Source organism: Nostoc sp. FACHB-888, from assembly GCF_014696655.1.
In the GTDB taxonomy this organism is placed as follows: domain Bacteria; phylum Cyanobacteriota; class Cyanobacteriia; order Cyanobacteriales; family Nostocaceae; genus Nostoc.
Genome location: NZ_JACJQM010000015.1, coordinates 1 through 25,201, shown reverse-complemented (window position 1 = coordinate 25,201; position 25,201 = coordinate 1). Strand labels below are relative to the sequence as shown.

The 25,201-nt window shown below is 42.4% G+C and carries 22 protein-coding genes; 15 read left to right on the top strand and 7 right to left on the bottom strand.

The genetic code is table 11. From position 1 onward, the window contains the following. Position 1 precedes the first annotated feature (1 nt). From H6G26_RS11920 to H6G26_RS11900, 5 genes are all read left to right on the top strand, one after another. Positions 2 to 700, top strand: coding sequence for a Crp/Fnr family transcriptional regulator (locus H6G26_RS11920; protein ID WP_190729460.1), 699 nt, complete (start codon positions 2 to 4; stop codon positions 698 to 700). A 489-nt stretch (positions 701 to 1,189) separates the two neighbouring features. Next, positions 1,190 to 1,474 (top strand): HU family DNA-binding protein, encoded by a 285-nt coding sequence (locus H6G26_RS11915; protein ID WP_010998076.1) that lies wholly within the window; start codon positions 1,190 to 1,192, stop codon positions 1,472 to 1,474. A 26-nt stretch (positions 1,475 to 1,500) separates the two neighbouring features. Next, the gene (cobD, locus tag H6G26_RS11910; RefSeq protein ID WP_190729459.1) at positions 1,501 to 2,595 is read left to right on the top strand and encodes a threonine-phosphate decarboxylase CobD; all 1,095 of its coding nucleotides are present in this window, start codon (positions 1,501 to 1,503) and stop codon (positions 2,593 to 2,595) included. A gap of 151 nt (positions 2,596 to 2,746) precedes the next feature. After that, positions 2,747 to 4,201, top strand: a complete 1,455-nt coding sequence (locus H6G26_RS11905; protein ID WP_190729458.1) for an NAD(P)/FAD-dependent oxidoreductase — start codon at positions 2,747 to 2,749, stop codon at positions 4,199 to 4,201. Between the two features lie 136 nt (positions 4,202 to 4,337). Further along, positions 4,338 to 4,541: a hypothetical protein gene (locus H6G26_RS11900; protein ID WP_206757538.1), complete on the top strand. Its 204-nt coding sequence runs from the start codon at positions 4,338 to 4,340 to the stop codon at positions 4,539 to 4,541. A 184-nt stretch (positions 4,542 to 4,725) separates the two neighbouring features. Here the strand turns inward: H6G26_RS11900 and H6G26_RS11895 are convergent, their stop codons facing one another. Beyond that, on the bottom strand, positions 4,726 to 5,433 hold the full coding sequence (locus H6G26_RS11895; RefSeq protein WP_190729456.1) for a phosphatidate cytidylyltransferase: 708 nt from the start codon (positions 5,431 to 5,433) through the stop codon (positions 4,726 to 4,728). A 49-nt stretch (positions 5,434 to 5,482) separates the two neighbouring features. Further along, on the bottom strand, positions 5,483 to 7,234 hold the full coding sequence (locus H6G26_RS11890) for a DUF3685 domain-containing protein (RefSeq protein WP_190729455.1): 1,752 nt from the start codon (positions 7,232 to 7,234) through the stop codon (positions 5,483 to 5,485). Between the two features lie 144 nt (positions 7,235 to 7,378). On the opposite strand from H6G26_RS11890, the gene H6G26_RS11885 reads away from it, so the two are divergent. Then, on the top strand, positions 7,379 to 10,552 hold the full coding sequence (locus H6G26_RS11885) for a pentapeptide repeat-containing protein (protein WP_190729454.1): 3,174 nt from the start codon (positions 7,379 to 7,381) through the stop codon (positions 10,550 to 10,552). 87 nt (positions 10,553 to 10,639) lie between these two features. Here the strand turns inward: H6G26_RS11885 and H6G26_RS11880 are convergent, their stop codons facing one another. After that, positions 10,640 to 11,086: a Fur family transcriptional regulator gene (locus H6G26_RS11880; RefSeq protein WP_190729453.1), complete on the bottom strand. Its 447-nt coding sequence runs from the start codon at positions 11,084 to 11,086 to the stop codon at positions 10,640 to 10,642. Positions 11,087 to 11,537: 451 nt separating this feature from the next. Here H6G26_RS11880 and H6G26_RS11875 point away from each other — a divergent pair, with 451 nt between their 5' ends. After that, positions 11,538 to 12,026, top strand: a complete 489-nt coding sequence (locus H6G26_RS11875; RefSeq protein WP_190729452.1) for a CRR6 family NdhI maturation factor — start codon at positions 11,538 to 11,540, stop codon at positions 12,024 to 12,026. A gap of 320 nt (positions 12,027 to 12,346) precedes the next feature. On the opposite strand, the gene H6G26_RS11870 is transcribed toward H6G26_RS11875, so the two are convergent. Further along, positions 12,347 to 13,306 (bottom strand): glycosyltransferase family 9 protein, encoded by a 960-nt coding sequence (locus H6G26_RS11870; protein WP_190729451.1) that lies wholly within the window; start codon positions 13,304 to 13,306, stop codon positions 12,347 to 12,349. Positions 13,307 to 13,375: 69 nt separating this feature from the next. Here H6G26_RS11870 and ispD point away from each other — a divergent pair, with 69 nt between their 5' ends. The 3 genes from ispD to H6G26_RS11855 all read left to right on the top strand — a co-directional run bounded on the left by ispD (position 13,376) and on the right by H6G26_RS11855 (position 15,327). Beyond that, a complete protein-coding gene (ispD, locus tag H6G26_RS11865; RefSeq protein ID WP_190729450.1) occupies positions 13,376 to 14,059 on the top strand; it encodes a 2-C-methyl-D-erythritol 4-phosphate cytidylyltransferase in 684 nt (227 codons plus the stop codon). 206 nt (positions 14,060 to 14,265) lie between these two features. Then, entirely contained in the window at positions 14,266 to 14,808 is a 543-nt protein-coding gene (scpB, locus tag H6G26_RS11860; RefSeq protein WP_190729449.1) for an SMC-Scp complex subunit ScpB, read from the top strand. Between the two features lie 171 nt (positions 14,809 to 14,979). Continuing rightward, positions 14,980 to 15,327: a DUF760 domain-containing protein gene (locus H6G26_RS11855; RefSeq protein ID WP_190729448.1), complete on the top strand. Its 348-nt coding sequence runs from the start codon at positions 14,980 to 14,982 to the stop codon at positions 15,325 to 15,327. Between the two features lie 519 nt (positions 15,328 to 15,846). Here the strand turns inward: H6G26_RS11855 and H6G26_RS11850 are convergent. Continuing rightward, complete coding sequence (locus tag H6G26_RS11850) at positions 15,847 to 17,055, bottom strand: HhoA/HhoB/HtrA family serine endopeptidase (protein WP_190729447.1); 1,209 nt, start codon at positions 17,053 to 17,055, stop codon at positions 15,847 to 15,849. Positions 17,056 to 17,318: 263 nt separating this feature from the next. On the opposite strand from H6G26_RS11850, the gene H6G26_RS11845 reads away from it, so the two are divergent. After that, positions 17,319 to 18,212 carry a M23 family metallopeptidase gene (locus H6G26_RS11845; RefSeq protein WP_190729446.1) on the top strand — a complete coding sequence of 298 codons (894 nt, stop codon included), beginning with the start codon at positions 17,319 to 17,321 and terminating at the stop codon, positions 18,210 to 18,212. A gap of 84 nt (positions 18,213 to 18,296) precedes the next feature. Here H6G26_RS11845 and H6G26_RS11840 read toward each other — a convergent pair whose 3' ends face one another. After that, entirely contained in the window at positions 18,297 to 19,331 is a 1,035-nt protein-coding gene (locus H6G26_RS11840; RefSeq protein WP_190729445.1) for an isochorismatase, read from the bottom strand. 486 nt (positions 19,332 to 19,817) lie between these two features. On the opposite strand from H6G26_RS11840, the gene ispG reads away from it, so the two are divergent. Beyond that, a complete protein-coding gene (gene ispG / locus H6G26_RS11835; protein WP_190729444.1) occupies positions 19,818 to 21,044 on the top strand; it encodes a (E)-4-hydroxy-3-methylbut-2-enyl-diphosphate synthase in 1,227 nt (408 codons plus the stop codon). Between the two features lie 254 nt (positions 21,045 to 21,298). Continuing rightward, positions 21,299 to 22,582: a carboxyl-terminal processing protease CtpC gene (ctpC, locus tag H6G26_RS11830; protein ID WP_190729443.1), complete on the top strand. Its 1,284-nt coding sequence runs from the start codon at positions 21,299 to 21,301 to the stop codon at positions 22,580 to 22,582. A 135-nt stretch (positions 22,583 to 22,717) separates the two neighbouring features. Here ctpC and H6G26_RS11825 read toward each other — a convergent pair whose 3' ends face one another. After that, complete coding sequence (locus H6G26_RS11825; RefSeq protein ID WP_190729442.1) at positions 22,718 to 22,903, bottom strand: transposase; 186 nt, start codon at positions 22,901 to 22,903, stop codon at positions 22,718 to 22,720. 283 nt (positions 22,904 to 23,186) lie between these two features. On the opposite strand from H6G26_RS11825, the gene H6G26_RS11820 reads away from it, so the two are divergent. Then, complete coding sequence (locus H6G26_RS11820) at positions 23,187 to 23,681, top strand: DUF6174 domain-containing protein (protein ID WP_190729441.1); 495 nt, start codon at positions 23,187 to 23,189, stop codon at positions 23,679 to 23,681. Between the two features lie 582 nt (positions 23,682 to 24,263). After that, on the top strand, positions 24,264 to 25,103 hold the full coding sequence (locus H6G26_RS11815) for a DNA/RNA non-specific endonuclease (protein ID WP_190729440.1): 840 nt from the start codon (positions 24,264 to 24,266) through the stop codon (positions 25,101 to 25,103). Positions 25,104 to 25,201 lie beyond the last annotated feature (98 nt).

The window sequence follows — 25,201 nt, the reverse complement described above, 5'->3', positions numbered from 1 at the left end:
CATGCAGGCATCCCTAGAACAACTTTCGCAAATTACTGTGTTTGCAGGTTTAGAAACAGCAGACAAAGTAAGTTTGCAGCCTTACACTCAGGTGCAACGCCATCGCAAAGGAGAGATTATTCTGCATGAGGGCGATCGCTTACCAGCAAAACTCTATGCTGTTGTCAGTGGAGCAATCCAAGTTACCAAAACAGCAATGACGGGGAAAGAAACAATTCTTCGCGCTTTAGCTGCTGGGGAAATTTTTGCGGCTCCTGCTTTATTAGGAAATGGGATTTCCCCGGCAACTGTGACTGCTGAATCTGATTGTGAGATTCTCACTGTAGAGCGAGATGCTTTATTAAAAGCTATTGGACAAAATCCTGAAATCGCATTACGAATGCTGATGGTTTTTAACAGTCGGATTCAGCAATTACATGAAATAGTCCACGGATTGGTTTCTGAAAGAGCTATTGTTCGCCTTGCCAGATTAATTCAATATTTTGCTGCTGAATCGGGAACTGAATCTACTTCACAAGGCGAGTGTTTAAAAGTCAAATTATCTTATTACCGCATGGCTCGCAGTAGCGGCATTACTTACGAAGAATGTGTGCGGTTAATTAAAAGTCTCAAGCCAGTAATTGCCTATCGTCGGGGTGGAACGATTATTATACTTGATGCTGAGAAATTGGATGCGATCGCTTCTGGAGATATAGATTAAGCTGATGCGCGCCTAAATTATATAAACATTCTTTACGGTTGTTGACGGTTAACGGTTAAAGGTTATCAGTCATCAGTTAGATTTAGGAGGATCGCACGGCGTTTGTAAGGGACTTCATAACTCTTCAACATTGGTAACTAATCCCAACAAATATTAACCATGCCCTACCCTCCTACTTCCCTGTTACCTTCGCAATCTCGGTTTTTACTAGGTACTTTTTCCTACTTTTGGGGTAGTTTTTAGTGAAACAAGTACCCCAAAATTACAAAAAATCCCGAAATCTATATAAATTAATGGTTTCATCTATCCACATCAGGCTACAACACCTTAGAATGATTCATTGAAAAGTCGAGCCGATGGGATGTACAGCCGTTTTGAGTAAAAATACTCCCAAAGGATGATTTTTGTATTTCCGCGAACAAAGATTTCAGTACAGATGCGCCAGGGTGCATCCGTAAAGAATCTCAAGTAAACCTTCAGGAGTTTGACATGAACAAAGGTGAATTAGTTGATGCCGTAGCTGAAAAAGCTAGTGTTACCAAAAAACAAGCGGATGCAGTCTTAACTGCCGCTTTGGAAACGATTATTGAAGCGGTTTCCTCTGGTGATAAGGTAACGTTAGTGGGATTTGGCTCATTTGAATCACGGGAACGCAAAGCCCGTGAAGGCCGCAACCCGAAAACAAATGAAAAAATGGAAATTCCCGCGACAAGAGTTCCTGCCTTCTCGGCAGGGAAACTGTTTAGAGAAAAGGTAGCACCCCCAAAAGCATAGGTTCTGTCTTCGGGAACCCTTTTTTAATGCGGCAACCTGCACACGGGGGAAATTTAGCCTGGGCAGCAGCACTGGCTGGCTGTCCCCCTGATGCTATTCTGGATTTTTCTGCTAGCATCAGCCCGTTGGGGCCTCCAAACAGCGCGATCGCTGCTATTAAGTCCCAACTTGGTAATCTTAAGCACTATCCAGACCCAAACTATAGTGAACTGAGACTAGCTCTCAGTCACTTCCATCAACTGCCGCCTGAGTGGATTCTGCCGGGTAACGGCTCCGCAGAATTACTTACTTTAGTAGGTAGAGAATTAGCTCAATTAGCCGCGACGATTTTAATCACTCCAGCCTTTGGTGACTATTACCGAACCTTGGCTGCATATAACGCTAATGTGCTGGAGTGTTTCCTGATTGGTTCTAAGCAACGAATGCTGGATGCTGAGTTAAAAGCTTTGCTCAGTATCCAGCACTCAGAGCTTGGTAATACTGACTGCGGGTTATTGCTGAATAATCCCCACAACCCAACCGGAAAAATATTTTCACGGGACTCTATTTTGCCCTACCTAGAGCAATTTGCTTTGGTAGTGGTGGATGAAGCATTTATGGATTTTGTGCCGCCCAATGATGAACAAAGCCTGATTCCGGTGGTACAGGAATATGCAAATTTAGTAATATTGCGATCGCTAACCAAATTTTACAGTCTCCCAGGACTGCGATTAGGATATGCGATCGCACACCCCGACTGCCTAGCTAAATGGCAGCTATGGCGTGACCCCTGGCCCGTAAACACGCTAGCGGCGGCGGCGGCAATTGCGGCACTCCAAGATACGGAGTTTCAGCAGGAAACCTGGGAATGGCTACCACCTGCACGAAACCAACTCTTTCAGGGTTTAGCTGAAATACCAGGATTACAACCCCAAGTAAGCGCTGCTAACTTTTTACTGGTTGAGTCCCAAAAGTCTACTTCGCAGTTACAGCAACAATTACTCAAGCATCACCAGATTTTAATCCGCGATTGCCTTAGTTTTAAAGAACTAGGCGATCGCTTTTTCAGAGTTGCTGTACATGAAGAGTCCGATAACCAACGCTTACTAACAGCGTTAAACTCAGTACTGAGTAGGGAGTAGGGAAGGCAGGGAGAACAGGGGAGGCAGGGGGAGATGAGGGGGACAAGGGGACAAGAGGTGAGAACTTGAAACAAGTCTTTTCCCTTGTCCCCAATTCTCCTTGTCCCCAAGTCCTCTTGCCCCATGCCCAATGACAAATGACAAATGACAAATGACTATTGACTACGATGTTGTAATTATTGGCAGCAGTCTTGCTGGATACTACGCTGCTCTTGCTGCAACCCAACTACGTGCTACAGTTGCCCTGGTGGAACCCAAAGTAGACTACGGATTTACTCATCACCATGCTCTTACCGAAATCGGTAAACTGGGGCAGAAGTTGAATGATGCCGCTAGTTTTGGTATTCATGCTACACACACAGGTACCTCAGAAGAATGCCACATCTCTATGGCATGGCAAGAAGCCATGCTGTATGCCCAATGCGTCGCCTCAAATCTCAAAGAACAGCATTCTCCAGGCATCCTAGCTGCACTGGGGGTAGATGTCATTGTTGGCAGTGGTCAATTTCAATCTTCACCCCAATTGGCTTTTGCCGTTAACAATCGCCTACTACGCGCCCGTACCTATTTGCTAGCCTGTGGTTCACGTCCAGAAATTCCAGAAATTGAAGGATTGCAAATCACTGGCTACCTAACCCTCTCTAATATTTGGCAATCTTTGCAGGGGCCGACATTACCCAAAAATTGGGTCATTCTCGGCGGAATTCCCCAAAGTATTGAAATCGCTCAAACTTTAGCACGGTTTGGTTGTAGTGTGACGCTTGTAGTCAAGCATCCCTATGTTTTACCCAATATTGACCCTGAGATAGGCATATTGCTTCAAGCACAGTTGGAAGTCGAGGGTGTACGCGTCCTCACCGATAAACGAGTAACTCAGGTAAGGCTAATTGAGGGTAAAAAGTGGATTCAAGCAGGAGAGAAAGCCATTGAAACTGATGAAATTTTAGTGGCGACTGGACAACAGCCGAATCTTGAATCCCTAAATTTGGCAACGGTAGGTGTGAAATGGCATCGGCGTAGCTTAGTAGTGAATGATAAGCTGCAAACCACTAACCACCGTATTTACGCCTGTGGTGATGTAATTGGTGGTTACGACTTTGCCAATATCGCTAATTATGAAGCAAAAATTGCCCTGAACAATGCGCTTTTTTTCCCCAGGTTAAAAGTAGATTATCGCTCCATTCCTTGGGCAATATTTTCTGTGCCGATGGTGGCGCAAGTAGGTTTGACAGAGGCACAGGCAAAACGCCTATTTAATCGAGACGAAATTTTAGTTTTACGACATTATTTTAAAACGGTGGCAGCAGCCCAACTTCGAGGCGAAACCACTGGTATGTGTAAATTAATTGTGCTACGTAATGGCAAAATTTTAGGAGCTTCGATATGCGGGGCAGAAGCTGGAGAGTTGATTAATTTGATTGCCTTAGCACTGTCCCAGAAAATTAAAGTCAAAGATTTAGCAAATCTATCTCCTGTATATCCGAGTTTCTCAGAAATTCTAGAACAAACTGCAAGAGAGTGGAGTAAGCAAAAGTTAAATAGCAATATTGCTTTGCAAGAGTTTTTAGAAGGCTTCTTCCATTTTCGTCGCAATTGGAATTTGTAAGTTAGGATTCGCTTCTCTACGAGACGCTCCGCGAATGCGTCTAAGTTAAAAAAATTGATTTTGACAAAGGATTTTAACCTTAACTGACATATTGTATTATATACTACGTGAAAATTAAAAACAGTCATGTCTAAGAATGATAAGTATCAAAAACAGTCATAGTTGCTTGACACTTGTTTTGAGTGCAGGATTTATCTTTGTTGAAAATCCAATAGTACTAGCACAATCAAACCAAGAACCGTTGAGCCAAAGACAGATATTACCAATTTCAGCTACAGCGAATCTTGCAGGTCAAACCTTTAATTTAGAGGTTGCTCAAACTCGAGAACAATTAGCTTGATTTCCTTTGCGCTTTACTAGGTTTATGCCCTGCTTTTGTAAAGTCAGATGTGCCACAAGGTAAACTATCAGTTCGCGGACTAATTGAAATTTTCAGTTCAAAGCGGCTCTGCCGCTAATCAGGAGGCGGACCCTCTTCGTAGGTATTACCAGTCGGAGACTGGGAATGAGGTGATTGGAGTCACTTAAAATCCCTGCATGATAATCCAAACTACCCCCGCAGCTACTAGAGGCACGCTGAGGTTATCCGTACCGTGGGGTGAGACTGCCTCTGCTAGGGTGGCGAAAGCAGCAGTTATTACCGTAGTGAACAAAGCCCATGCCAAACTAAAAGGTTTTGCTAAGGGACTTAGTGACGAGCCAGGTAGCAGCAACAGCACCAAGAAAATAGCTACTGTACTCGCCACAAACATTGCTGCTGAACCTTCCCAAGAACGCACAGAACTTCCCACTTGGTATTTATGCTGCCCGAAGCGTCTACCAATTAATGCTGCTAGTGCATCTCCCCAGGTCATCGCCATTATCCCAGCAACAGCGATTGGGGCGCTGTCTACTGGCCCATCTGGTCGCCAGAGTAGCCCGAAAAGCAGCGTCACTGAGATAGCGAAATAAACCGTACCAGGGGAGCTATCTTGAGTATCCATTGCGCCAATGAATCGGTATCGGTAGAACAGGTAGTTGAGTCCGATAAAGGTAGCAAAAGGTATAATTCCGATTTCCCACCGATTAAATAGCAGCAAAACACCGAAAACCCACATCCCTGCACCAACATGGATCACTTTGCGGGTCAAATCCGGCTTCACGTCAAAAAGCCTACGCAGTCCCTCGCCAATAACGAGCAGACTAATAGCGTAAACATAAGAAATTGCAAGCCCGATAAAATCATTTGTCATTTGTCATTTATCAATAATTCTTCTTCCCCTGCTCCCTGCCCCTGCTCCTTCACTTAGTCCGATCGCTATTTCGTCTCAAGTTTTTTTCTATTAACGAAACACTACCAATACCTTGAAGAATACCACGACCGATTAAACCTAAACCACGACCAATTATTTGGGTAAGAATAAAAACTATACCGCTACCTGCAAAAGCTAATAGTGATTTTAAACGCGGTGCGATCGCATCACTAAATTCTAAAAATAATGTCACTACTAAAGGAATATTAGAAAGTTTTGCTAACTCCTGATTTCGAGGAGCATAAACTGAAGTATTGGCAATACCGCGAGGCGCAATTACAAATAAATCATAACGGCTTTCAAAAACTGCTTTTGGCTCATTTATATAATTTCTTAATCTATATTTCCACGATAAATCATTTCTAAACCGTTCAATATCTCTTGTGGAAATAAATTGGCGTCCATATAAATTCTGCTTAATCACTTCTACATCTGCTAAAGAATTTAATAGTGGTTGTATTACTCCGTTCGCTACCTGAATTAACAAGTTTTCTAAAATCATTGATGCTTGGGACTTGGCTTCAGCACTCACTACTGGATAGGAGGTATTATCAATGTTCAATTCTGTTTGAAATAGTAGATAAGAATACAATTCATAAACTAGCGGAATGTTATTGAGAATATCTCTCTGGACAACTTCTGTATTTTGGAGTAATAAATTAATAATTTCTATATTTCGATTTCCTATTTTTATTCGAGAGAACCTTCCAAAAAAATCTGTAATTGCTGATTGCCATAAATCACGCAATAAGGTAAGTTTCACCTCATATAATTGATTGATCTCAATTCCAGAAACACGCAGTTCATCTAACTGTTTAGCTAATTTTTGTAGGATAAGATAAAGTAATTCACGTTTTTTATCTTCACGAAAAATGTCAATTTCTAAAGGGACATCTGTGACATTTTGTAAAGGAAATTGAAGTTTAGTAATGCAAGACGCAAACAAGGCAGATTGTAGCGCTCCTGGGCTAAGTAAAGGTGACACCGTTTGCCTTCGCTGAATGGCACTACTCAACGAAGGAGGCAGAGGAGGCTGATCAGCAACCGGAATATCTTCCTCTTGCCTTTCTTGTGATGAAACCAACAACCGATTTAACAACCAACGAGCCGTTAGTAGTTCTCGCCTCTGTCCAGCTAGAATTGCCCGATCTAATACTGGTAATCCGGGAACTTGTAATTGTGCTGTTACTGCGGCTAGGGTAGTATTGATGTAATCAATTCCTGACAAACGTAAATTATTTCGTAGTTTAGAAAAAGGGAGTGGGGAGTGGAGAGTGGGGAGTGGGGAATTAGGAGTTGTGATTGTTTCTATCTCCCGAAACCAATAGGAACCACCATCTGCAACTTCTTGCATAGCGACGACTAACTCAGTAAGTGGTGTGCCTTTGGGACAATAGCCATTTACACCAACAGATTTTGCAGCCAATAGCAATCCTTGTTCTTGAATAGAACTGAGGAGCAAAATTGGCAAGTTAGGGTACAAAGCTCTGAGTTGCCGACAGAATTGTAAACCTAGCTGCTGACTGGTGGTGGAGCGACCATTACCGAATTCTAAAACAACCAAATTTACCTGTTTAGGGTCTTCTTGGGCAATTTCTGCTAAAATCTGCAAGGCAGCAGTGTCAGTTTCAACTACTCCTGTTACTTCTAGACTAGGAATTGCTTCTAGAGCTACCCGTAATCCCAAACGAAAAATCGGGTCTTGGTCGATTAACAATAATTTGAGATGGCGATCGCTCATAGTTTACTCGATTAGACAAGCACTGTTTTTTGCCAATCAGAAAACAGCTTTGATACAAAACTTTGTCTTCCCTATTGTCACCTGTTTTGGCAAACTGAATAAATCGATCATAATTGCCTTATGCAGCCGTCACTGTGTAATTAAATGAACTTGAGTATTCGGCACTGGTTGGCAGAACGCTATCTCGCAATCAATCAAATTAAAGGATTTTCGGAGGGGCAATTGGCAGGTATTGCCTACCGAATTGTTCAGGATATGGAAGTCAAAAGCCTCATGCCTTTTGATATCTGTACTTTGGTAGAGGTTTTAGAACTGCCTTTAGGAATTGTTTGGGAAGAAATCAGTGTCATTTCCCAGTTGACAGAAAACCTCTTGCGTAGTCTCAGCCAAAAAAAACCATTAAAACGTAACGAAGGCACATGGCTAGCGTTCCAAATCGCCTACCTCCAAGCTTTGCAAGCAATTATAGAGCAGGAAGCAAGGCTGCAAAGACCGTGGCTAGATCGGGCAAGTATACCAATCAAAGCACAAATACCTAAAGAGGATGTGGGTAAACTTACCCTCCAAGACTCACAACTGCAAGGATTATTAAAAACTCTCAGCCCAGGTAAATTGACTGACACTCAAGCGGAGCAAGCACTGTCTCTGGTTGCAGATTCTTTACTGGTGCAACAAATAAATAATGCTGCCATAGCTTGGTTAGTTGCCAATGGTGCAGAGGAACCTGAAGCTAAACTCTTAACAGAACGTTTGGTCAACTCACTTCCTGGTAACTTACTGGTAGTCGTTACTGAGAATGCTGCCTCTTTAGCTCAACTACAAAAATTTTTCCGTTTGGGAATTTCGTTATCTCCCAGTTTGATCGCTCCAGAAGTTGGTTCTACAGTGGCTGAGAAAATTGACTTGCATCGAGAACATTACCGTGCAAGTTTGATTAAAAACCTCAGTATGCCTTTACTTACAGAATCATTTTCCCTTAAGGATATCTATGTTGCACAAAAAGGCTTACCAATAGAGGAAAGTATTTCTGAGCAGGATAAAAAAACTGTTAAACCAGTTGATTTAAAAACATGGGCGCAGCAACAGCTAGCTGATTTAGAAACCATTGCTGTCATTGAGTCGGAACCTGGCTATGGAAAAACGAGTTTTTGCCAACTCTGGGCAGCACAGATAGCACAAGAGTTTTACCCTGTTTGGATGCCTATAGTAATTAGGTTACGGGATGTAAAATATAGCAAAACTTTAATCGATACCCTAAATTCTGCTTTTCCTATTAATCTTTCAACTTGGTTAGAGCAAGAAAATCTCCCTTGTCTGTTGCTGCTGGATGGTTTGGATGAACTGCCCCCTTCTACTCATGGTATAAGGGCAAAAGCAATTTTTATTCAGCAATTACTGAACTTTCAGTCTCAGCATAGACACAAAATTGTGTTAACGAGCCGGTCAACAACATTACAGGAAATCGCCCCAGAGATACCCCTACCATTGAAGCGAATTATCATTCAGCCGTTGGATGTCGAGGAACTCAAACAATGGTTTCAGCAGTGGGCAAAGGTTCAATCATTGGCGATCGCTCAAAATTTCTTTACATTCTTAAAACAGGCAGACTTATTTACCAGTCAATCAAAGTTAACAGAACTATCTGTCCTTGTCCGTCAACCCCTAATGCTGCATTTATTGGGCATTTTACACCGCGACGGACTGCTAGATGATGAGGTATTGCAATTAGCTGCTAATACCCCAAAGTCTTTTCTGTTATGGGAAATTTATCATCGCCTGAGCCGATGGTTGTTGGGCTATCCGTTAACTGGTGGGATCAAAACGATGCTACTGCGCTCAGGATCGGCTCATATCCATCGGACTCCAGAAGCGATCGCTAATTTACTCGCTAATCGTCGTCCCCAAGATTTACTTGAGCAGATGCAAGCGATCGCTCTAAAAATTCTACACTCACAACGTCATCAAATTAATTTGGCTGAGAAACCTAACACTTTGCCAGGGTTTTACTTTAAAATTCAAGATTTAGAAAGCTCAAGAGGTGCACAGGCAAGGCAGCGCATTGCGGAGGTTCCCACGCCACTTGCTTCTCCTGTCAAGAACGCTGCGCGTAGCTTGTTTCCCCGCAGGGGTACAAGTCGGCAAAGCCGCCCAACGCACGTTGTAGCGACTGCCGCACAAAGTAGTCTAATTGAGTTTTCTCATGTCAAGTTAGGAGAATTTCTTTGTGCTAAAGCTGTGACTGCTGAGTTGAAATTATTAACTCAGTACCAAAATGAAGCTTATGGCACACTCACCTTTGTCCTTGATTCTCCTAGTAGCGTAGCCCAGCATCTCTACAATTTACTGGGTTATGGGATACTTAGCCAAGAAATTGAAGAACTGGCGATCGCAATTTTGCGCCGCGAGCAAAAGCACAAGTTTTCCTTTGAGGTTTTGTCTCAACGGCTTTTGTCTTTCTGGCGTGCTTACTGTCAGGGCTATTGGTTGGATGAAGGAATAGCTCACCAAGCTTTGACTCATTTTCACGCACTGCAAAACCCAGTGAATGTTGAGCAAGTGAATGCTGCGGTGGGACTGAATGTATTTATATTGCTTTGTGCTTGCTACCGAGAAACAAAAATTCCTTTTTGGCCTTGTGGCAATCCACTCAATTTAACAGAATTCAATCCAGAGGCTTTAAGTGCGTTAATTGCTAGAACAACCCTTTTGCATAAAAATACCTTCACAACCCGAATTAAGTCTCTGGCTGGACTCAATTTATCGGGAGCCTCTTTGTGGCAAGTAATGTTAACTGGGGTAAATCTTGAGCAGACAAACTTATCCAATGCGGAGTTAATCGGAGCGAACCTCGCAGGTGCAAACCTCCAACAGGCGAACCTCGCAGGTGCAAACCTCCAACAGGCGAACCTCGCAGGTGCAAACCTCCAACAGGCTAACCTTACAGGCGCAAACCTCCAACAAGCTAACCTTATGGGGACAAATCTTAATTCAGCCGATCTCACCAAGGCCTGCTTATTGGATGCAATTCTCATTGAGGCTGACAAAGAATTAGCTGCTGATAATGGTGCCTTGTTCTCCAAAGAATCCTTTCAAGGACTGAAACATTTGCGTAGTTTACCGCCGCAGGCATCGCAGCAACCCTTCTTAGATACCGTCAAAATTACGGCAAACACAGATAATAATTGGAACAAACTCCCTGCGAACGGACTAATTGAAAGCTCTGAAGGCACAATTGCACCAGTAGATTTATATGATGATGATGTCGATGATGAGACAGTTTTTGGCAATAACCTTATTGATGATAATAATGATTATTAGGTTTTATTAGCTAGGAAAGCCGTCAATTTTAGATTTAAAATCTATTATTTAATCCAAAATCTAAAATTGAATGACTCCTAACTTCCATCAGCTTTCTTGCGGGTTGCGGTAGCCAACAAAGTTAATACTGTAGTCAGTAATCCGCACTCCTGTTTGTTCTTCAATTTTGCGGATCAAATCTTCTGGAAGTTCCACATGAACATCAAGAATTTGATTTGTATCTATACAGTTGACATGACTGTGAGAGTCACTAATATTGCCGTACAAACGCCCATCACAGCGTTCAATACACTCAATGATACCCTGACTGGATAATGCTTCTAAATTTTGATAAACAGAGGTATGACCGATATCTTTACCTTCTTGGTTCAAGCGATCATAAATCTCTCTAGCAGAAAGATGTTCATTTGCTTGCCAAAGTAATTCCAGAATAAAACGACGCTGGCGGCTGACGCGCATACCCAGGATTTGACAGCGATCTAGCGCATCTTCTAATGAACGAATTGGTTTTGTAGAAATTGTTTGTTTTGGCATATTACAGCTTGTTAACTGTTGAGGGAATTTTCCCATTTCAATGTTTATTGCTTATTTAATATATGCAATGATATTGCACACAGCTTTTTCTCCCTGTACTTGTGTTTTGGCTTTTGATGCTGCGGAAGTTACAGGTTGCGATAATGATTTTTTTGCTTGTTGATGGCTACTTTGTCAGACCTTAATCTAAAACAAACTCATTACAACTTTAACTTAAATTTGCTGTAAATGTCCACTTTGGGGCAGGCGAGACGCACACCCAGAAGATTAGATAATTTATTTGTTGGAAGTACCTAAAAAGTAAGTATTAAATACAAGTTGAGGGAGAATTGGTATCACTAAATACTAATTGCTTTGTGAAGAAGACTTTGTGCTAGTAAAGGTCAATGTAGCGTCAAGTCCTAAAAGCTGCTACTGTATATTCTCGATCCTACAGTTGAGCATCAAGAAAGTGGCTGCTGAATCAAAGACAATTGCGATCGCACTGAATAATGACTTCATTAACAATCTGGATTTATCGCCTGCGTCTACGGTGATTGAACAACTGCTGCAAGATGGTGGGGTCGCATCCCATGAACAGCAGCTATGCTTTGATATCAATTATGAACTCAAACCTGACGATCCACGGGAACTCTCAGAAATTCCAGAGGTGCGGCTGTGGTTTGTGCGCCTAGATGCCAAATACCCTTGGTTACCATTTTTACTAGATTGGAAAGCTGGAGAATTTGCTCGTTATGCCGCCATGCTAGTACCACACCAGTTCAGTTCCAAGGAAGGCATTCAGTATAATCCTGAAGCCTTAGAAATATTTTTGATGCACAAAATCTTTATTTTAGGTGATTGGCTCAAACAGCAGGATATCCCCAGTCTCTCGCGGCTGAAGTCTATGGCCCAAATGCTGGGTTATGAATTAGAGGATGCTTTTTTTGAGATATTTTAACAAAAAAGAATTCAGGATGAATTCTGTGCTACCGAGGGATAGAATAGCGTCTCGTAGAGAGGGTATTGACTCTGAATTCTAATACCAATTCAAATAATGTTTGCGACACATCAATTATTTGTAAGGGCACAACATTGTTGTGCCCCTACCCATATGTCGCATTCTTTTTTCAAATTGGTATAACTTCTGGCTTCTTTTTTAAATACTGAAATAACCGCAAAATCTAGCTGTCACGGCCAGGTTTTGCGGTCATTTAACAAACGCATAACTACATTGGATATCCAATAAGCTGATTGCATAAATTGGGACAACCTGCTGGTTTAGCCACCCCAGATTTTCTCTAAAACTGCGTTTGGTGAAATATCCGCCGTTTTTCCCGTAGGGGATTCAATAGCCAAAAACTTATCGTTTTTCGGCAACAACCTAGCTGGATTGGTGGGGCCAAATAGGGCAATGGTATAAGTTTGGACTGCAACACTCAGTTGTAGTGCCGCACTATCAGTAGCTAACATCAGATTTGCTCCGGCAATTATAGCAGTTACCTTGCCAATATCATCTGGGGCAGTCACCTTGATATCTGGAGAAGACCCCAGAAGCGATCGCACAAACTGCTCATCATCAATTCCCTTAATCACCACCACAGGCAGATCCGGCTGCTTATCTTGGAAGTTTTGAATAATTTGGTGCCACTTATCGACAGGGTAAATTTTATCCAGTTCTTTAGCCTGGGATAACTGGCCAGAACCGCCATGAATCAAGATATAGCCTGTTTCATGTACCCCTAAGCGTTTTTGTTCATTTTGTGCCCACTCAATATCTGGTTTTGGCACATTTACAGCTAACTCTGGAACAGGGGTTTTTATGCTTAATGGTTGCAGCAAATCATGATATACTGCCGCCGCATACTGGGATGGTTTGAATAGGACAGCGTTGGTAAGAAAAACCGCCCCTTTGCCTTGGTAGCCAATGCGTGTGGTGATTCCTGTCAACCAGAGTATCAGACCCACCAACCAATTTTGCTTAACAGCAATGGCAATATCGTATTCGCGATCGCGAATTGTGCCCACCAGGTTACCCCAATCTGCCAGACTATTACGGTCTTGAAAATCAAAGGTCAGTACCTCGTGAACTGACTTGCTCACTCGGTAGGCAGCCTTTGACCGGGGTTCAACAACGACATCTATCTGAGCGTTAGGATAATTACGCTTCAGGTCATCTAGAGTCGGAAAGAAGAGAATTTGGTCGCCAATTCCGCCAGGTACAAGGGCTACTACTCGCATAATATTTATTGACGCTTACTCGCTCCCTATTTTAGGGGAAAATATATAGCTTAAAGATTGAGGAATTCTGTGTATTTACTAATTCCATCTGCGGGAATCGGAAAAAGAATGGGGAGTAACCGCAATAAACTCCTGCTGCTCGTGCGATCGCAACCAATTATTGCTTGGACTCTATTAGCCGCAGAAGCCGCGAATACCATCAGTTGGATCGGGATTATTTCTCAGCCTACTGATTGGCCAGACTTCAAAGCAATTTTCGCCGATCTCAAGCTAACTAAACCAGTGGAATTGATCACAGGTGGTTCCACCCGCCAGGAATCTGTTTACAACGGCTTGCAGGCGCTACCAGCGACCGCAGAACAAGTATTGATTCATGATGGGGCCAGATGCCTTGTCACACCAGATTTATTTAACTCTTGTGCCGAGGCCATTCGCCACTGTCCTGGTTTAATTGCAGGTGTACCTGTCAAAGACACCATCAAAGTTGTCGATGAACAAGGCATAATTCAAAAAACACCCGATAGACGACAATTATGGGCAGCACAAACTCCCCAAGGATTTAATGTCAAGTTGTTGAAACAGTGCCACGCTGAAGGTGTCCGTCAAGGCTGGGAAGTAACTGACGACGCGGCTTTACTTGAAAGGTGTGGTATTGAAGTGCGAATTGTCGAGGGAGAAGAGACAAATTTAAAAGTGACTACTCCACAAGATTTAGCGATCGCAGAATTTATTCTCACAACTAGAGGTTTTTGAGGGAGTGGGGGACAGGGAGAGCAGGGCAGGCAGGGGAGGTAGGGGGAGAATAAAAATTATCTTTTTCCCCTCTGCCTCTTCTCAATGCCCTAATTGAAAGTTTCAAACAATATTTTGGCAATTTACGATATAATGCCACACACTTGTTGATTGTTAGTTGTCATGTACTAATGACCAATAACCAATGACTAATGACCAATGACTAAATGATTACAGCCATAGCGACGAAGATAGAAGCAATTCTGTATTTAAAGGGTAAACCCTTGTCGCTCGGCGAAATTGCCGAGTATGCCGCGTGCGATCGCGCTGCTGTCAAGGAAGGGATAATTGAACTAATGGACAACTATGCCCACCGAGATAGTGCCTTAGAGGTAATCGAAACCCCAGATGGTTACAGTTTGCAACTCCGGTCTGACTTTCATGACTTAGTGCAAACGATGATACCAGTAGAATTGGGTGTAGGTGCATTGCGGACTTTGGCTGCGATCGCCCTTAATAGTCCTATACTCCAGAGCGACTTGATTAATCTACGCGGTTCAGGAGTATATCAACACGTTCCGGAACTCGTCGAACTTGGTTTCATCCGAAAGCGCCGAGACAATGATTCTCGCTCCTATTCACTCCAAGTAACCCCAAAATTTCATCAGTATTTCCAAATTGAACAACTCCCGCAAATACTTTCCAATAGCCAAAAGGAAGAACAACTAGAACTAGAACTAGAACTAAAGGGAGTGGGGAGTGGGAACTAGGGGAGGAAGCCCGGAGCAAGGGAGAGAATAAAATAAAATTACTCTTTCCCCTCTGCTCCCTGCTCTCTGCCCCTTGTACCGAATGCCCAATGACTTATACCTATGGTGAATGCATTACCCTTGTACTATGGTTTAGAGTAGAGTTAGCAATTAAGCTAAATAAAACTGCCAATGGTGTTTAATCCTGACTTTTTGAATGACAACTCTGAGGAACACCCTAATCAACTTCTTTCCGACCACTCTGAGCAATACCCCAATCAGTTACTCAAATATTTACAGCATCAGTCTCCTGATGTTTTAGCGAGGATTGCTCAGTCTGCCAGCCCCGAAATTAAACAAATCATCTCGCAAAATGTCCAAGGGCTTGTGGGAATGCTCCCGGCTGAAAGTTTCAACGTGCAAATCACAACAGATCGGGAGAACTTAGCTGGGCTTCTAGCGTCGGCCATGATGACAGGGTATTTTCTGCGCCAGATGGAACAAAGAATGCAGTTAGAGCATTTATCTAATGGTCAATAATCAATAGTCAGTAGTCATAGATTCTTGGACTATTGATCAAATAATTACTAATTTGTAATACTCGCCTCCGGCGAGAGGCAAGCTACGTAATTCGTAATTAAGAAGGTACAAGCTAGCACCAAAATATCTGAATTTGGTGGTTCATAAGACAGTGGAGAGTTAAAGCTTCCACTACGCAGCGTAAAGCCTTCTCTTCTCCCTATAGCCCTTTGGGCATCCTACGGCAGGCGCTAACGTCTCCTTTTGGGAGAAGGGAAGACGCTATGTAACGGCATAGCATCTCTAAAAGTTGCTATGCCGTTACCCATTTAAGTTGAATATTTACATGAAGGCTGATGACTGATAACCGTTAACCGTCAACAGTTAACAGTTAACAATTAACGACCGTAAAGAGTGTTTATACTTTTTTAGCGCGCATCATTACGTGTAACTTGCTTCTCCTTAGGAGTACGCTTATAGCGAGTCTGCGAAATTCTTGTAACTCCGAATTACGAATTAATTAGTTACGAATTATTCTGCCTACTTCCTTTCAGGATAAGCTCCTGATTGTACTTTGAAGGTTTGAATTTTACCGTTGCGGTTGACTTCGATAGCTATTATGTCCCCAACTTGGCTAGACTCTACCAGCTTCTGAACTTGGGCTGAGGTTTTGACTGCTTTACCATTAACTTTTTGAATCACGTCCCCAGGAAGCAGCCCTCTACGCTTGGCTGGGGAATTATCTGTGACTCCTTTAATCACAATCCCGGCTTCCTGCTCAATGTTCAGTTGGTTTTCTTGATTAATCTGCTGTTTTTTGATGGGAGAAAGGTCTGCCATTTCAATACCCAAGAAGGGATGTTCCACACGCCCTTTAGTAAAAAGTTGATTGGCTATGCGGGCGGCAGTTTCAATGGGAATGGCGAAACCAAGCCCTTGAGCATCGGCGCGGATGGCAGTGTTAACACCAATCACTTCGCCTTGGGCGTTTAACAAGGGGCCACCAGAATTACCAGGGTTAATTGCGGCATCAGTTTGAATAAAGCTGACTCGCTTATCGGGGACACCGACTTGAGTGCTGGTGCGATCTGTAGCGCTAATGATGCCAATAGTGACAGTATTATCTAAACCTAGAGGATTGCCAATAGCGATCGCCCATTGCCCTGGGATTAAGTTTTGCGAATTGCCCAGTTTCACAGTCGGTAAATGATCAGCTTTTATTTTCACCACTGCGACATCTGTCACCGAGTCAACTCCTACCACTTTCCCCTCTAAACTCCGACCATCCTTGAGGGTGACTTGTACTGTATCTGTATCTGCTACCACATGAGCGTTAGTGAGTAATTCTCCATCTTCGCTCAAAATAAATCCCGATCCTGTACCGCGCTCAATGCGTTCTTGGGGAATTGGTTGCTCATCCTCTCCAAAGAATCGTCGTAAGAGGGGATTTTTCAAAGCATCAGAGATAGGATTGGCAACTTTGCGAGTGGCATTAATTCGCACCACAGCCGGGCCAACTTTTTGCACTGCCGTCGCAATAAAATTCACATTATCGCCGCCGGTAGAACCAATCCCTCCATTAGAAGAATTTGGCACTACAGATTCTGGAGGCGAAGCCATTGTTACATTTTTTAACTGTTGAAACGAGGGGTTTTTTAGCAGGAGATAGCGACTGCCAAATATACCTGCACCACACCCGAACACCAATAAAAATAAATAAACCGACAGTTGCTTTAAGGATAACTTCATAATCATTCTGCTTAAGGACAGAAATGCAGTTGCTAACTTCTAAGTGTAGTCAAGCTAACGACAAGTGGATAGATCAATTTATGAGGAATTAAGTATTGGATATTGGGTATTGGGTATTGGGCATGGGGCAAAAGAAGCAGAGGGGTAGGGGACAGGGAGCAAGGGGGAGAATTAAAATTACCTCTTTCCCCTCTGCTCCCTGCTCCCCACTTTCCAGACTCTCCATCTAAAATTTAAAGTTAATGCGCTTTTGATATGTATACATGATTTTACCCTTTCGTCAACTGTTTCTCTGTAGCTTAGTTAGCGCCTTAAGCCTAGTATCCATGTTGCCAAACACTAACAGCGCCAACGCTGCTGTAGGTGGTTGCCCAACTCCAGCCCTATCTCGCTTCCAACGCCATAAAGTTGTTCGTGGCGAAACTTTGGAGAGGATAGCGCAGCGTTACAATCTCCTACCTACAACTATTATCGGCATGAATCCAGCTTTGCAGAGCGGTGCAATCGCAGCCGTTGGTAGTGTACTTCAAATTCCTCCCTACAATGGGATTGTAGTCGAAGTGCCTAGTGGTCAAACTTGGCGACAAGTGGCGGCACAATATAAAGTTCGTGCTGATAGCCTTTTTGAAGTGAATGGCTGTCAACAAGACCCTAGAATTGTGTTTGTTCCGGGGGTAAATTGGTCGCCCAATGGTGTTGTAACTAAGTCCCCTTTGCCTACTGGTGGAGGTACGCCAAACCGCGCATCCTTGGCTGGATATCCTTTGGGGGAAGCTGCAAATGTGGGATTAGCTTATGGCTGGCAAATTAATCCTGCTACAAATGAAGTTTTCTTCCATAGTGGTGTTGATTTATTAGCACCAATTGGTACAAATGTGCAAGCGATCGCGCCTGGAACTGTAGCCTTTGCTAATGAGCAAGGTTCATATGGCAAGTTAGTCATTATTAATCACGCTGGCGGACTCCAAAGCCGCTACGCCCAGCTTGACAGTATCAAGGTTACTGTCGGTGAGCAAATAAACAAAGGCGACTTACTGGGAACAGTAGGTACTAGTGGACAACCAACCTCCAGTCAACCGCACCTCCATTTTGAAGTGCGTTCTACCTCATCCCTGGGTTGGGTAGCGGAAGATCCAAAGGGTTATTTGAAGAAATGAGAAGTAGGAGACAAGGGAGCAGGGTAAGCAAAGGAAGAAGAACCATTATTTATAATTGTTTATCCATGTCCGATGCCCCATGCCCTATGCCCAATTCCCAAATTCGCTAGATATTATGATATGCATTCCTGCCTCTGCGAATCTTGCAAATGCAGCATTTGCCTGTTCTGTATAGTCCACAACATCTGGAACGACAACGGGGGAAGTGCAATCTTCTAAAAGATAAATTTTTTGAGCAAGGGAAGCATCTACCTGTTTAATTTCTGTTAATAAATCGTCAATTGTCCAGGCAACACAGTGACTTTTAGCTTGGCCACCAATAATTACTGCATCATATTCTAAAAGTTGCTTTATCAGGCGCGTGTTCTTTTGGGCAAGTGGGCGTTGCTCAAAATCTTCCAACACTTCTGGACGTAAAATGGAATAGTTCTCTGTTAAGGGATTTTCACCTTTAATTTCAAATTGTGCCTGACTCTGACGAGCAATGCTGTGGAAAAAGATGGCTTCTTCTACTGATGAAACTAAAGCATGACCGATACCGCCCAACATAGAATGATAAGGCCAAACGGTGAGGGGATATTTACCGTCTTGGCTGAGTTTTCTAATGTAATGATAAGCGTGTTTTTCTAGTAATTCATAATCTCCATTAGTAACACTGTCAGCAACTGCTGGATTAACCTTCCAGATACCTTGTTCAATGTCTGTTGGAGTGATGTTAGTAGCTGCTGGGGTAGGATGTTCTCCGGCGGCGTTCACCCAAAAGATGGGATGGAAGATTTGCGTTACCGTGTGGGTGTCTAGAGTAGGTACAATTTTTGTAATTGCTCCCAAGTTGCGATAGATAAACTCACACAATCTGACGTTATCATCCACTGCGCCATGTCCAGATTTTCCACCTACAAATAATTCAAATTCTGGGATACAAAAGGTGTTTTGGACATCAATTAATAGCAAGCAAATCCGGCTTTTATCTAAAGATGCGGGTTTGATATCGTGTTGTTTTGCCCAGATTTCAGCTTCGGCGGCACGTTCTTGGTAAGGTACGCGCCAGACTTCGCCCACTTCTTCAGGGTTAAAGTGTGGGGGAATTAATAGTTGGGGGTTTATTTGGGTATTCATAATTACAGTCGCTTTTATTCTGTAATAACATCAATAATTTCAATCCCGAAATTTTCTCAAGCCTACACTAAATAGTATATTTGTATTAGAAAAACATAATTTTAGCGTTAGCGTTCGCGTAGCGTCTCGCAGAGAAGTTATCGCTCTTATGAATCGTGATATTGCAGGTTAGCTCATAGAATTATGATGGTATTAGTAATATTTATGACTCAGCAATAAAGCGATCGCTTCCTTAAGCTTTTCTATAAAACCCGCGCGATCGCTACTCAAGCTACTCAGTTAAAAGAATTTTTCAGCAATATATCTTTATAAATGAGCAAAACCTTTGAATTGCTCTTTATTTCTTTGCCTGTCTTATTTTCGTTTTTTTTTCTATATTAATCGTCCCAAAGAGCCACCACCTGTGGCAATCTGAGAAACAGAGATTTATCAAATCTGATATTTTAACGACAGCAAATAACGACAGCAAATTTACCTAATCAGGTTATGCAAACTCTCCCCATAGTAGATACTTCAAATACTACATCCAGCCAACCTACCTTTGACACAACTATTAAACGGCGTAAAACCCGTCCCGTAAAGGTGGGAAATGTCACCATTGGCGGTGGCTACCCCGTTGTAGTGCAGTCGATGATTAACGAAGACACTCTTGATATTGATGGTTCCGTAGCTGGTATTCGTCGTCTGCACGAAATTGGCTGCGAAATTGTCCGTGTCACAGTGCCGAGTATGGCTCATGCTAAAGCTTTAGCAGAAATTAAACAAAAATTAATAAAAACTTACCAAGACGTGCCAATTGTGGCTGATGTCCATCACAACGGACTAAAAATCGCTCTGGAAGTCTCCAAGCACATAGAAAAAGTGCGGATTAATCCCGGGTTATATGTTTTTGAAAAGCCCAACGTCAATCGAACCGAGTATACTAAAGCCGAATTTGACGAAATTGGCGAAAAAATCCGCGAAACCCTAGAACCTCTAGTAGTTTCTTTGCGCGATCAAGGCAAATCGATGCGAATTGGGGTAAATCACGGTTCCCTCGCTGAAAGGATGCTATTTACCTACGGTGACACCCCAGAAGGCATGGTGGAATCTGCCATAGAATTTATTCGCATCTGTGAATCCTTGGATTTCCGCAACTTGGTAATTTCCATGAAAGCCTCACGAGTACCGGTGATGCTAGCCGCCTATCGCCTGATCGCCAAGCGCATGGATGAACTGGGTATGGACTATCCGCTACATTTAGGCGTTACGGAAGCCGGTGATGGCGAATACGGGCGAATTAAATCCACGGCTGGTATTGCTACCCTACTTGCTGATGGCATTGGCGATACAATTCGCGTCTCACTTACAGAAGCACCAGAAAAAGAAATTCCCGTCTGTTACAGCATTCTCCAGGCTTTGGGATTGCGAAAAACGATGGTGGAATACGTCGCTTGTCCTTCCTGTGGACGCACTTTGTTTAACCTAGAAGAAGTGCTACACAAAGTCCGGGAAGCCACTAAACATTTAACAGGTTTAGACATTGCAGTTATGGGTTGTATTGTCAATGGACCTGGAGAAATGGCAGATGCCGACTATGGCTATGTTGGCAAAACACCTGGTTACATTTCTTTGTATCGTGGTAGAGAGGAAATTAAAAAAGTCCCAGAAGATAAAGGTGTAGAGGAATTAATTAACCTCATTAAGGCCGATGAACGCTGGGTAGAACCGTAAGAGAGCAGGGGGAGATGAGGGAGCAGGGGGAGATAAGGGAGATAAGGGAGATAAGAAGAATAACCAATACCCAATGCCCCATGCCCCATGCCCCATGCCCTGTGCCCAAAAGTTTTGTATCTTTAGACCATCAAGTTAGCCGGATTGTCAAGTATTTTGTTTAAATTAGGGATACATACTCGGTCTGTACAGTGGTAGCCTGTGTTAGATTGAGCATACTGACTATATATTTTCCCTCTGACGCAGCTGTCATTATGGTGATTACAAAAAGTAAGCTTGTTTTGGGTGCTACGGCAGTGACACTCTCCACAATCGCTGTTACTAGCCTTGGGATTCACTCGCGAGGTCAGGCTTTATTTAAAGCAAGTCCCAAAGAATTAGTAGATGAAGTTTGGCAAATTGTTCAACGCCAATATGTAGACGGTACTTTTAATCAAGTAGATTGGCAGGCTGTTCGTAAGGAATACTTAAGCAAGTCCTACAGTAATCCGCAGGAAGCGTATAAGTCCATTCGGGAAATGCTCAAAAAGCTAGAAGACCCGTACACCCGGTTTATGGACCCAGCGGAATTCAAGAATATGCAAGTGGATACCTCTGGAGAACTGACAGGGATTGGGATCACGATCAGCCAGGATGAAAAAACCAAGCAATTGGTTGTAATTGCGCCAATCGAAGATACACCAGCTTTTAAAGCTGGTGTTTTGGCAAAAGATATCATTCTCAAAATCGACAATAAAAGTACCAAGGGGATGGATACCAATCAGGCAGTATCCCTGATTCGAGGTGAAGCAGGATCGAAAGTCACTTTAATGATTCAGCGCAATGGTCAGACAAAACAGTTTGACATCAAAAGAGCGCGGATTGAAATCCATCCAGTTAAATACTCCCAAAAGAAAACTCCAGCAGGTAACCTTGGCTACATTCGCTTGAATCAGTTCAGTGCCAATGCTAGTAAAGAAATGCAAACCGCAATCAAAGATTTAGAAAGCAAACGGGTAGCTGGATATATCCTTGATCTCCGCAGTAATCCAGGTGGCTTACTCTTCTCTAGTATAGATATTGCCCGGATGTGGCTGAATAAAGGCACAATTGTTTCTACCATTGACCGCCAAGGTGAGCGAGAGCGAGAAGTGGCAAACGGACGCGCTCTGACAAATAAACCGTTGGTAATATTAGTGGATAAAGGTTCAGCCAGTGCTAGCGAAATCCTTTCAGGAGCGTTGCAGGACAACAAACGTGCAACGTTGGTGGGAACTCAAACCTTTGGTAAGGGATTAGTACAATCTGTACGTCCACTAGAAGATGGCTCAGGATTAGCGGTGACAATTGCTAAATACCATACGCCCAATGATAGAGATATTAATAAGCATGGTATTGATCCAGATATAAAAGTGGATTTGACAGATGCCCAGCGACAGGATTTGTGGCTCAACGAACGTGACAAACTCGCTACCCTACAAGACCCTCAATTTGCTAAAGCAGTGGAAGTTATAGGTAAAAAAATTGCTGCTCAGGGCGCAGCCACGGCAGAAAAATGAAAAGTTAGGAGTGAATAGTGAGGAGTTAGGAATAAAAATCATCATTAGACGCTTGCGAAACAGAATGTAGAGGCGTTGCAATGCAACGTCTCTACAAACGTTTAAGGTAACCATTGTCAACTTTTAACTCCTAACTTAAACTGGTTGGCACTTTCCAGCCCTAATAAGTCCTACACGCCGAGCGATCGCTTCTTCTTGCGAACTAAAAGGCCCCCACTGTTCTACAATCTCTACATTATCGTCTCCAACTTTGTCGCTGGGGACAATTTTGCAATTACCAGCAGAATGTTTGACAATATACCAAACTTGTGAATCATTCATGCTTAAAATAAAAAATTTGTTTTTACAGTAAAAATTTTACGACATAGAGAAAATATTTTCGCACGTATGCGATACCGAAAGGGAGCTGCGCCAAAGCGTCGGATCTGATTTAGCTATAGACTTAAAACTACACTCACTAACAAGTTTGTACAGTCATAAATTTGCTATTTGCTCTTGACTCCCCACTGAAGAATTTTAATAAAAATATAAAGTGTACTTAAACAAATAGATAAATTCATATATATAATACATATATAATACTTTTGAAACTTAATAGATGGATATGCGTTTACCTATCATTATCAGTGCCGGGTTATTGCTATCTTTTGGACTGAACCTACCAGTAATGTCCAAATCTCCCGTAGAGATAGCACAATCGCCAGCGAGTAAGAATTTGAATCTAAGACGATTAAAATTTAATCGCAATTTGTGGAATCAGCAAAATATTTCCAACTATCGTTATACAGTTAGCAATAGTTGCTTTTGTATAGGCGATGCTAGAGGCCCAGTAGTAATTGAAGTACGTAATGGTCAAACAACTTCTGTCACTTCTGTAGCTACAGGTAAACCAGTTAATCCAGAATTTTTCCAAAATTACAACACAATTCCTAAGCTGTTTGATGTGATTCAAGATGCTATCAACCGTAAAGCTTTCAGCCTAAATGTGCAATACAGTGCTAGATTCGGCTATCCAACCCAAATTAATATTGATTACAACAGTCAGATAGCTGATGAAGAAAAATATCTCACTATTGAGAATTTTAAGGTAATTAAATAGCCGCCGCTGTAACCAGAAAGTTAGACATTAAGGCAATAGGTATGCTCACCTTCATTATTAGACATTTTGCATAAATGCTTAAATTGTCATGTTGAGCGGAGTAAAACATCTGGTAAAATTCTTTTTTCCACTGCATTCCGATCAGAATGACATTCCTGATTTTTTGACTTTTGTAAGAGGTCTATTAACTGCTGACGTTCAAGTTTCTATCTGCCCCTGTACGAATGTCTCAAATGAAAAGGCGATACCTGCGTACCTTGCTTCCGCAGGCATCGCCTTCATTTATCCCATAAATTAAATTTTCTCTAAAAATATAGATTGGCGTTGCTAATTAGATGTATAAATGTTGGTGTAGAGATGGGAAATTTGAAGCGTAGGCGTAGCCCGCCGTAGGCATGGCTCGTTATTAAGATACTGGTAAAGTAGTAATTTATTGATTGTTAACTTTTGCCGAACAAAGATTTCCGGCTATTGTATCACTACACATTTACCATTACAAAAATAAAGATTTTTGTATCACTGGATGCTTGATATTGAAGTGAAGAACTCGGACACTGTTTTTGTCATCAAAAGTGCAAAAATGTGAAAAAAGTCAAGATTTTCAACTTTTTACTACCATTTGTAGTAGTAGTTTTATTCATAATTGGGTTGGCACAGATTGTACCAGCCCAGTCATCAGTAAGCGTTCACCTAACCCTTGGCAACCCAAGCAATGCTGGAACTTTCAACCTAAATAACTACTTGCTAGTCAAACCACAGTATGTAATTGGTTACAACTGCGGAACAGGTAGAGCAAATTGGGTGTCTTGGCAATTGAATAGTAGTTGGTTAGGTAGCACATCAAGGCAAGATAATTTCCGGGCTGATACAACCCTTCCTTCTGGGTGCTATCAAGTTCAATCTACCGATTTTAGTGGAAGTGGGTTTGATCGTGGTCACATGACCCCTAGTGGTGACAGGACTAGTAGTGTTAACAATAATTCTGCCACCTTTTTGATGAGCAACATGATTGCTCAAGCCCCAGATAACAATCAGGGGATTTGGGCAAACCTAGAGGAATATGCCAGAACTCTAGTAAGACAGGGTAAAGAACTCTACATTATATCTGGTGGATATGGGATGGGCGGTACTGGTTCTAATGGAAGGTTCTATACAATAGCTAATGGACGGGTTCAAGTCCCTAATAGAACCTGGAAAATTATTGTTGTCCTCGATACTCCAGGTTTAGGTCTTGCTGGCGTGACAAATAGCACGAGAGTCATTGCTGTAAATATTCCCAATATACAAGGGGTGCGAACAGCGGATTGGAGAAACTATCGGGTTAGCGTTGACTCATTAGAATCCCTAACTGGATACAATTTTCTCTCACAAGTTTCAACATCTATTCAGTCTGTAATAGAAGCGCAAATCGATAATTTATAACCCACATTCCGCACTTCAATTTGAAGTATGAATTAATTTCAGTTAATGACAACGCAAAAAATTAGGATAATTAAGAAAATAATACTCAACGAATTTAA

Coding starts and splice junctions, on each gene's coding strand:
- H6G26_RS11920 (WP_190729460.1), top strand. CDS start 2: ATGCAGGCATCCCTAGAACAACTTTCGCAAATTACTGTGTTTGCAGGT.
- H6G26_RS11915 (WP_010998076.1), top strand. CDS start 1,190: ATGAACAAAGGTGAATTAGTTGATGCCGTAGCTGAAAAAGCTAGTGTT.
- cobD (WP_190729459.1), top strand. CDS start 1,501: ATGCGGCAACCTGCACACGGGGGAAATTTAGCCTGGGCAGCAGCACTG.
- H6G26_RS11905 (WP_190729458.1), top strand. CDS start 2,747: ATGACTATTGACTACGATGTTGTAATTATTGGCAGCAGTCTTGCTGGA.
- H6G26_RS11900 (WP_206757538.1), top strand. CDS start 4,338: ATGATAAGTATCAAAAACAGTCATAGTTGCTTGACACTTGTTTTGAGT.
- H6G26_RS11895 (WP_190729456.1), bottom strand. CDS start 5,433: ATGACAAATGATTTTATCGGGCTTGCAATTTCTTATGTTTACGCTATT.
- H6G26_RS11890 (WP_190729455.1), bottom strand. CDS start 7,234: ATGAGCGATCGCCATCTCAAATTATTGTTAATCGACCAAGACCCGATT.
- H6G26_RS11885 (WP_190729454.1), top strand. CDS start 7,379: ATGAACTTGAGTATTCGGCACTGGTTGGCAGAACGCTATCTCGCAATC.
- H6G26_RS11880 (WP_190729453.1), bottom strand. CDS start 11,086: ATGCCAAAACAAACAATTTCTACAAAACCAATTCGTTCATTAGAAGAT.
- H6G26_RS11870 (WP_190729451.1), bottom strand. CDS start 13,306: ATGCGAGTAGTAGCCCTTGTACCTGGCGGAATTGGCGACCAAATTCTC.
- scpB (WP_190729449.1), top strand. CDS start 14,266: ATGATTACAGCCATAGCGACGAAGATAGAAGCAATTCTGTATTTAAAG.
- H6G26_RS11855 (WP_190729448.1), top strand. CDS start 14,980: ATGGTGTTTAATCCTGACTTTTTGAATGACAACTCTGAGGAACACCCT.
- H6G26_RS11850 (WP_190729447.1), bottom strand. CDS start 17,055: ATGAAGTTATCCTTAAAGCAACTGTCGGTTTATTTATTTTTATTGGTG.
- H6G26_RS11845 (WP_190729446.1), top strand. CDS start 17,319: ATGATTTTACCCTTTCGTCAACTGTTTCTCTGTAGCTTAGTTAGCGCC.
- H6G26_RS11840 (WP_190729445.1), bottom strand. CDS start 19,331: ATGAATACCCAAATAAACCCCCAACTATTAATTCCCCCACACTTTAAC.
- ispG (WP_190729444.1), top strand. CDS start 19,818: ATGCAAACTCTCCCCATAGTAGATACTTCAAATACTACATCCAGCCAA.
- ctpC (WP_190729443.1), top strand. CDS start 21,299: ATGGTGATTACAAAAAGTAAGCTTGTTTTGGGTGCTACGGCAGTGACA.
- H6G26_RS11825 (WP_190729442.1), bottom strand. CDS start 22,903: ATGAATGATTCACAAGTTTGGTATATTGTCAAACATTCTGCTGGTAAT.
- H6G26_RS11820 (WP_190729441.1), top strand. CDS start 23,187: ATGCGTTTACCTATCATTATCAGTGCCGGGTTATTGCTATCTTTTGGA.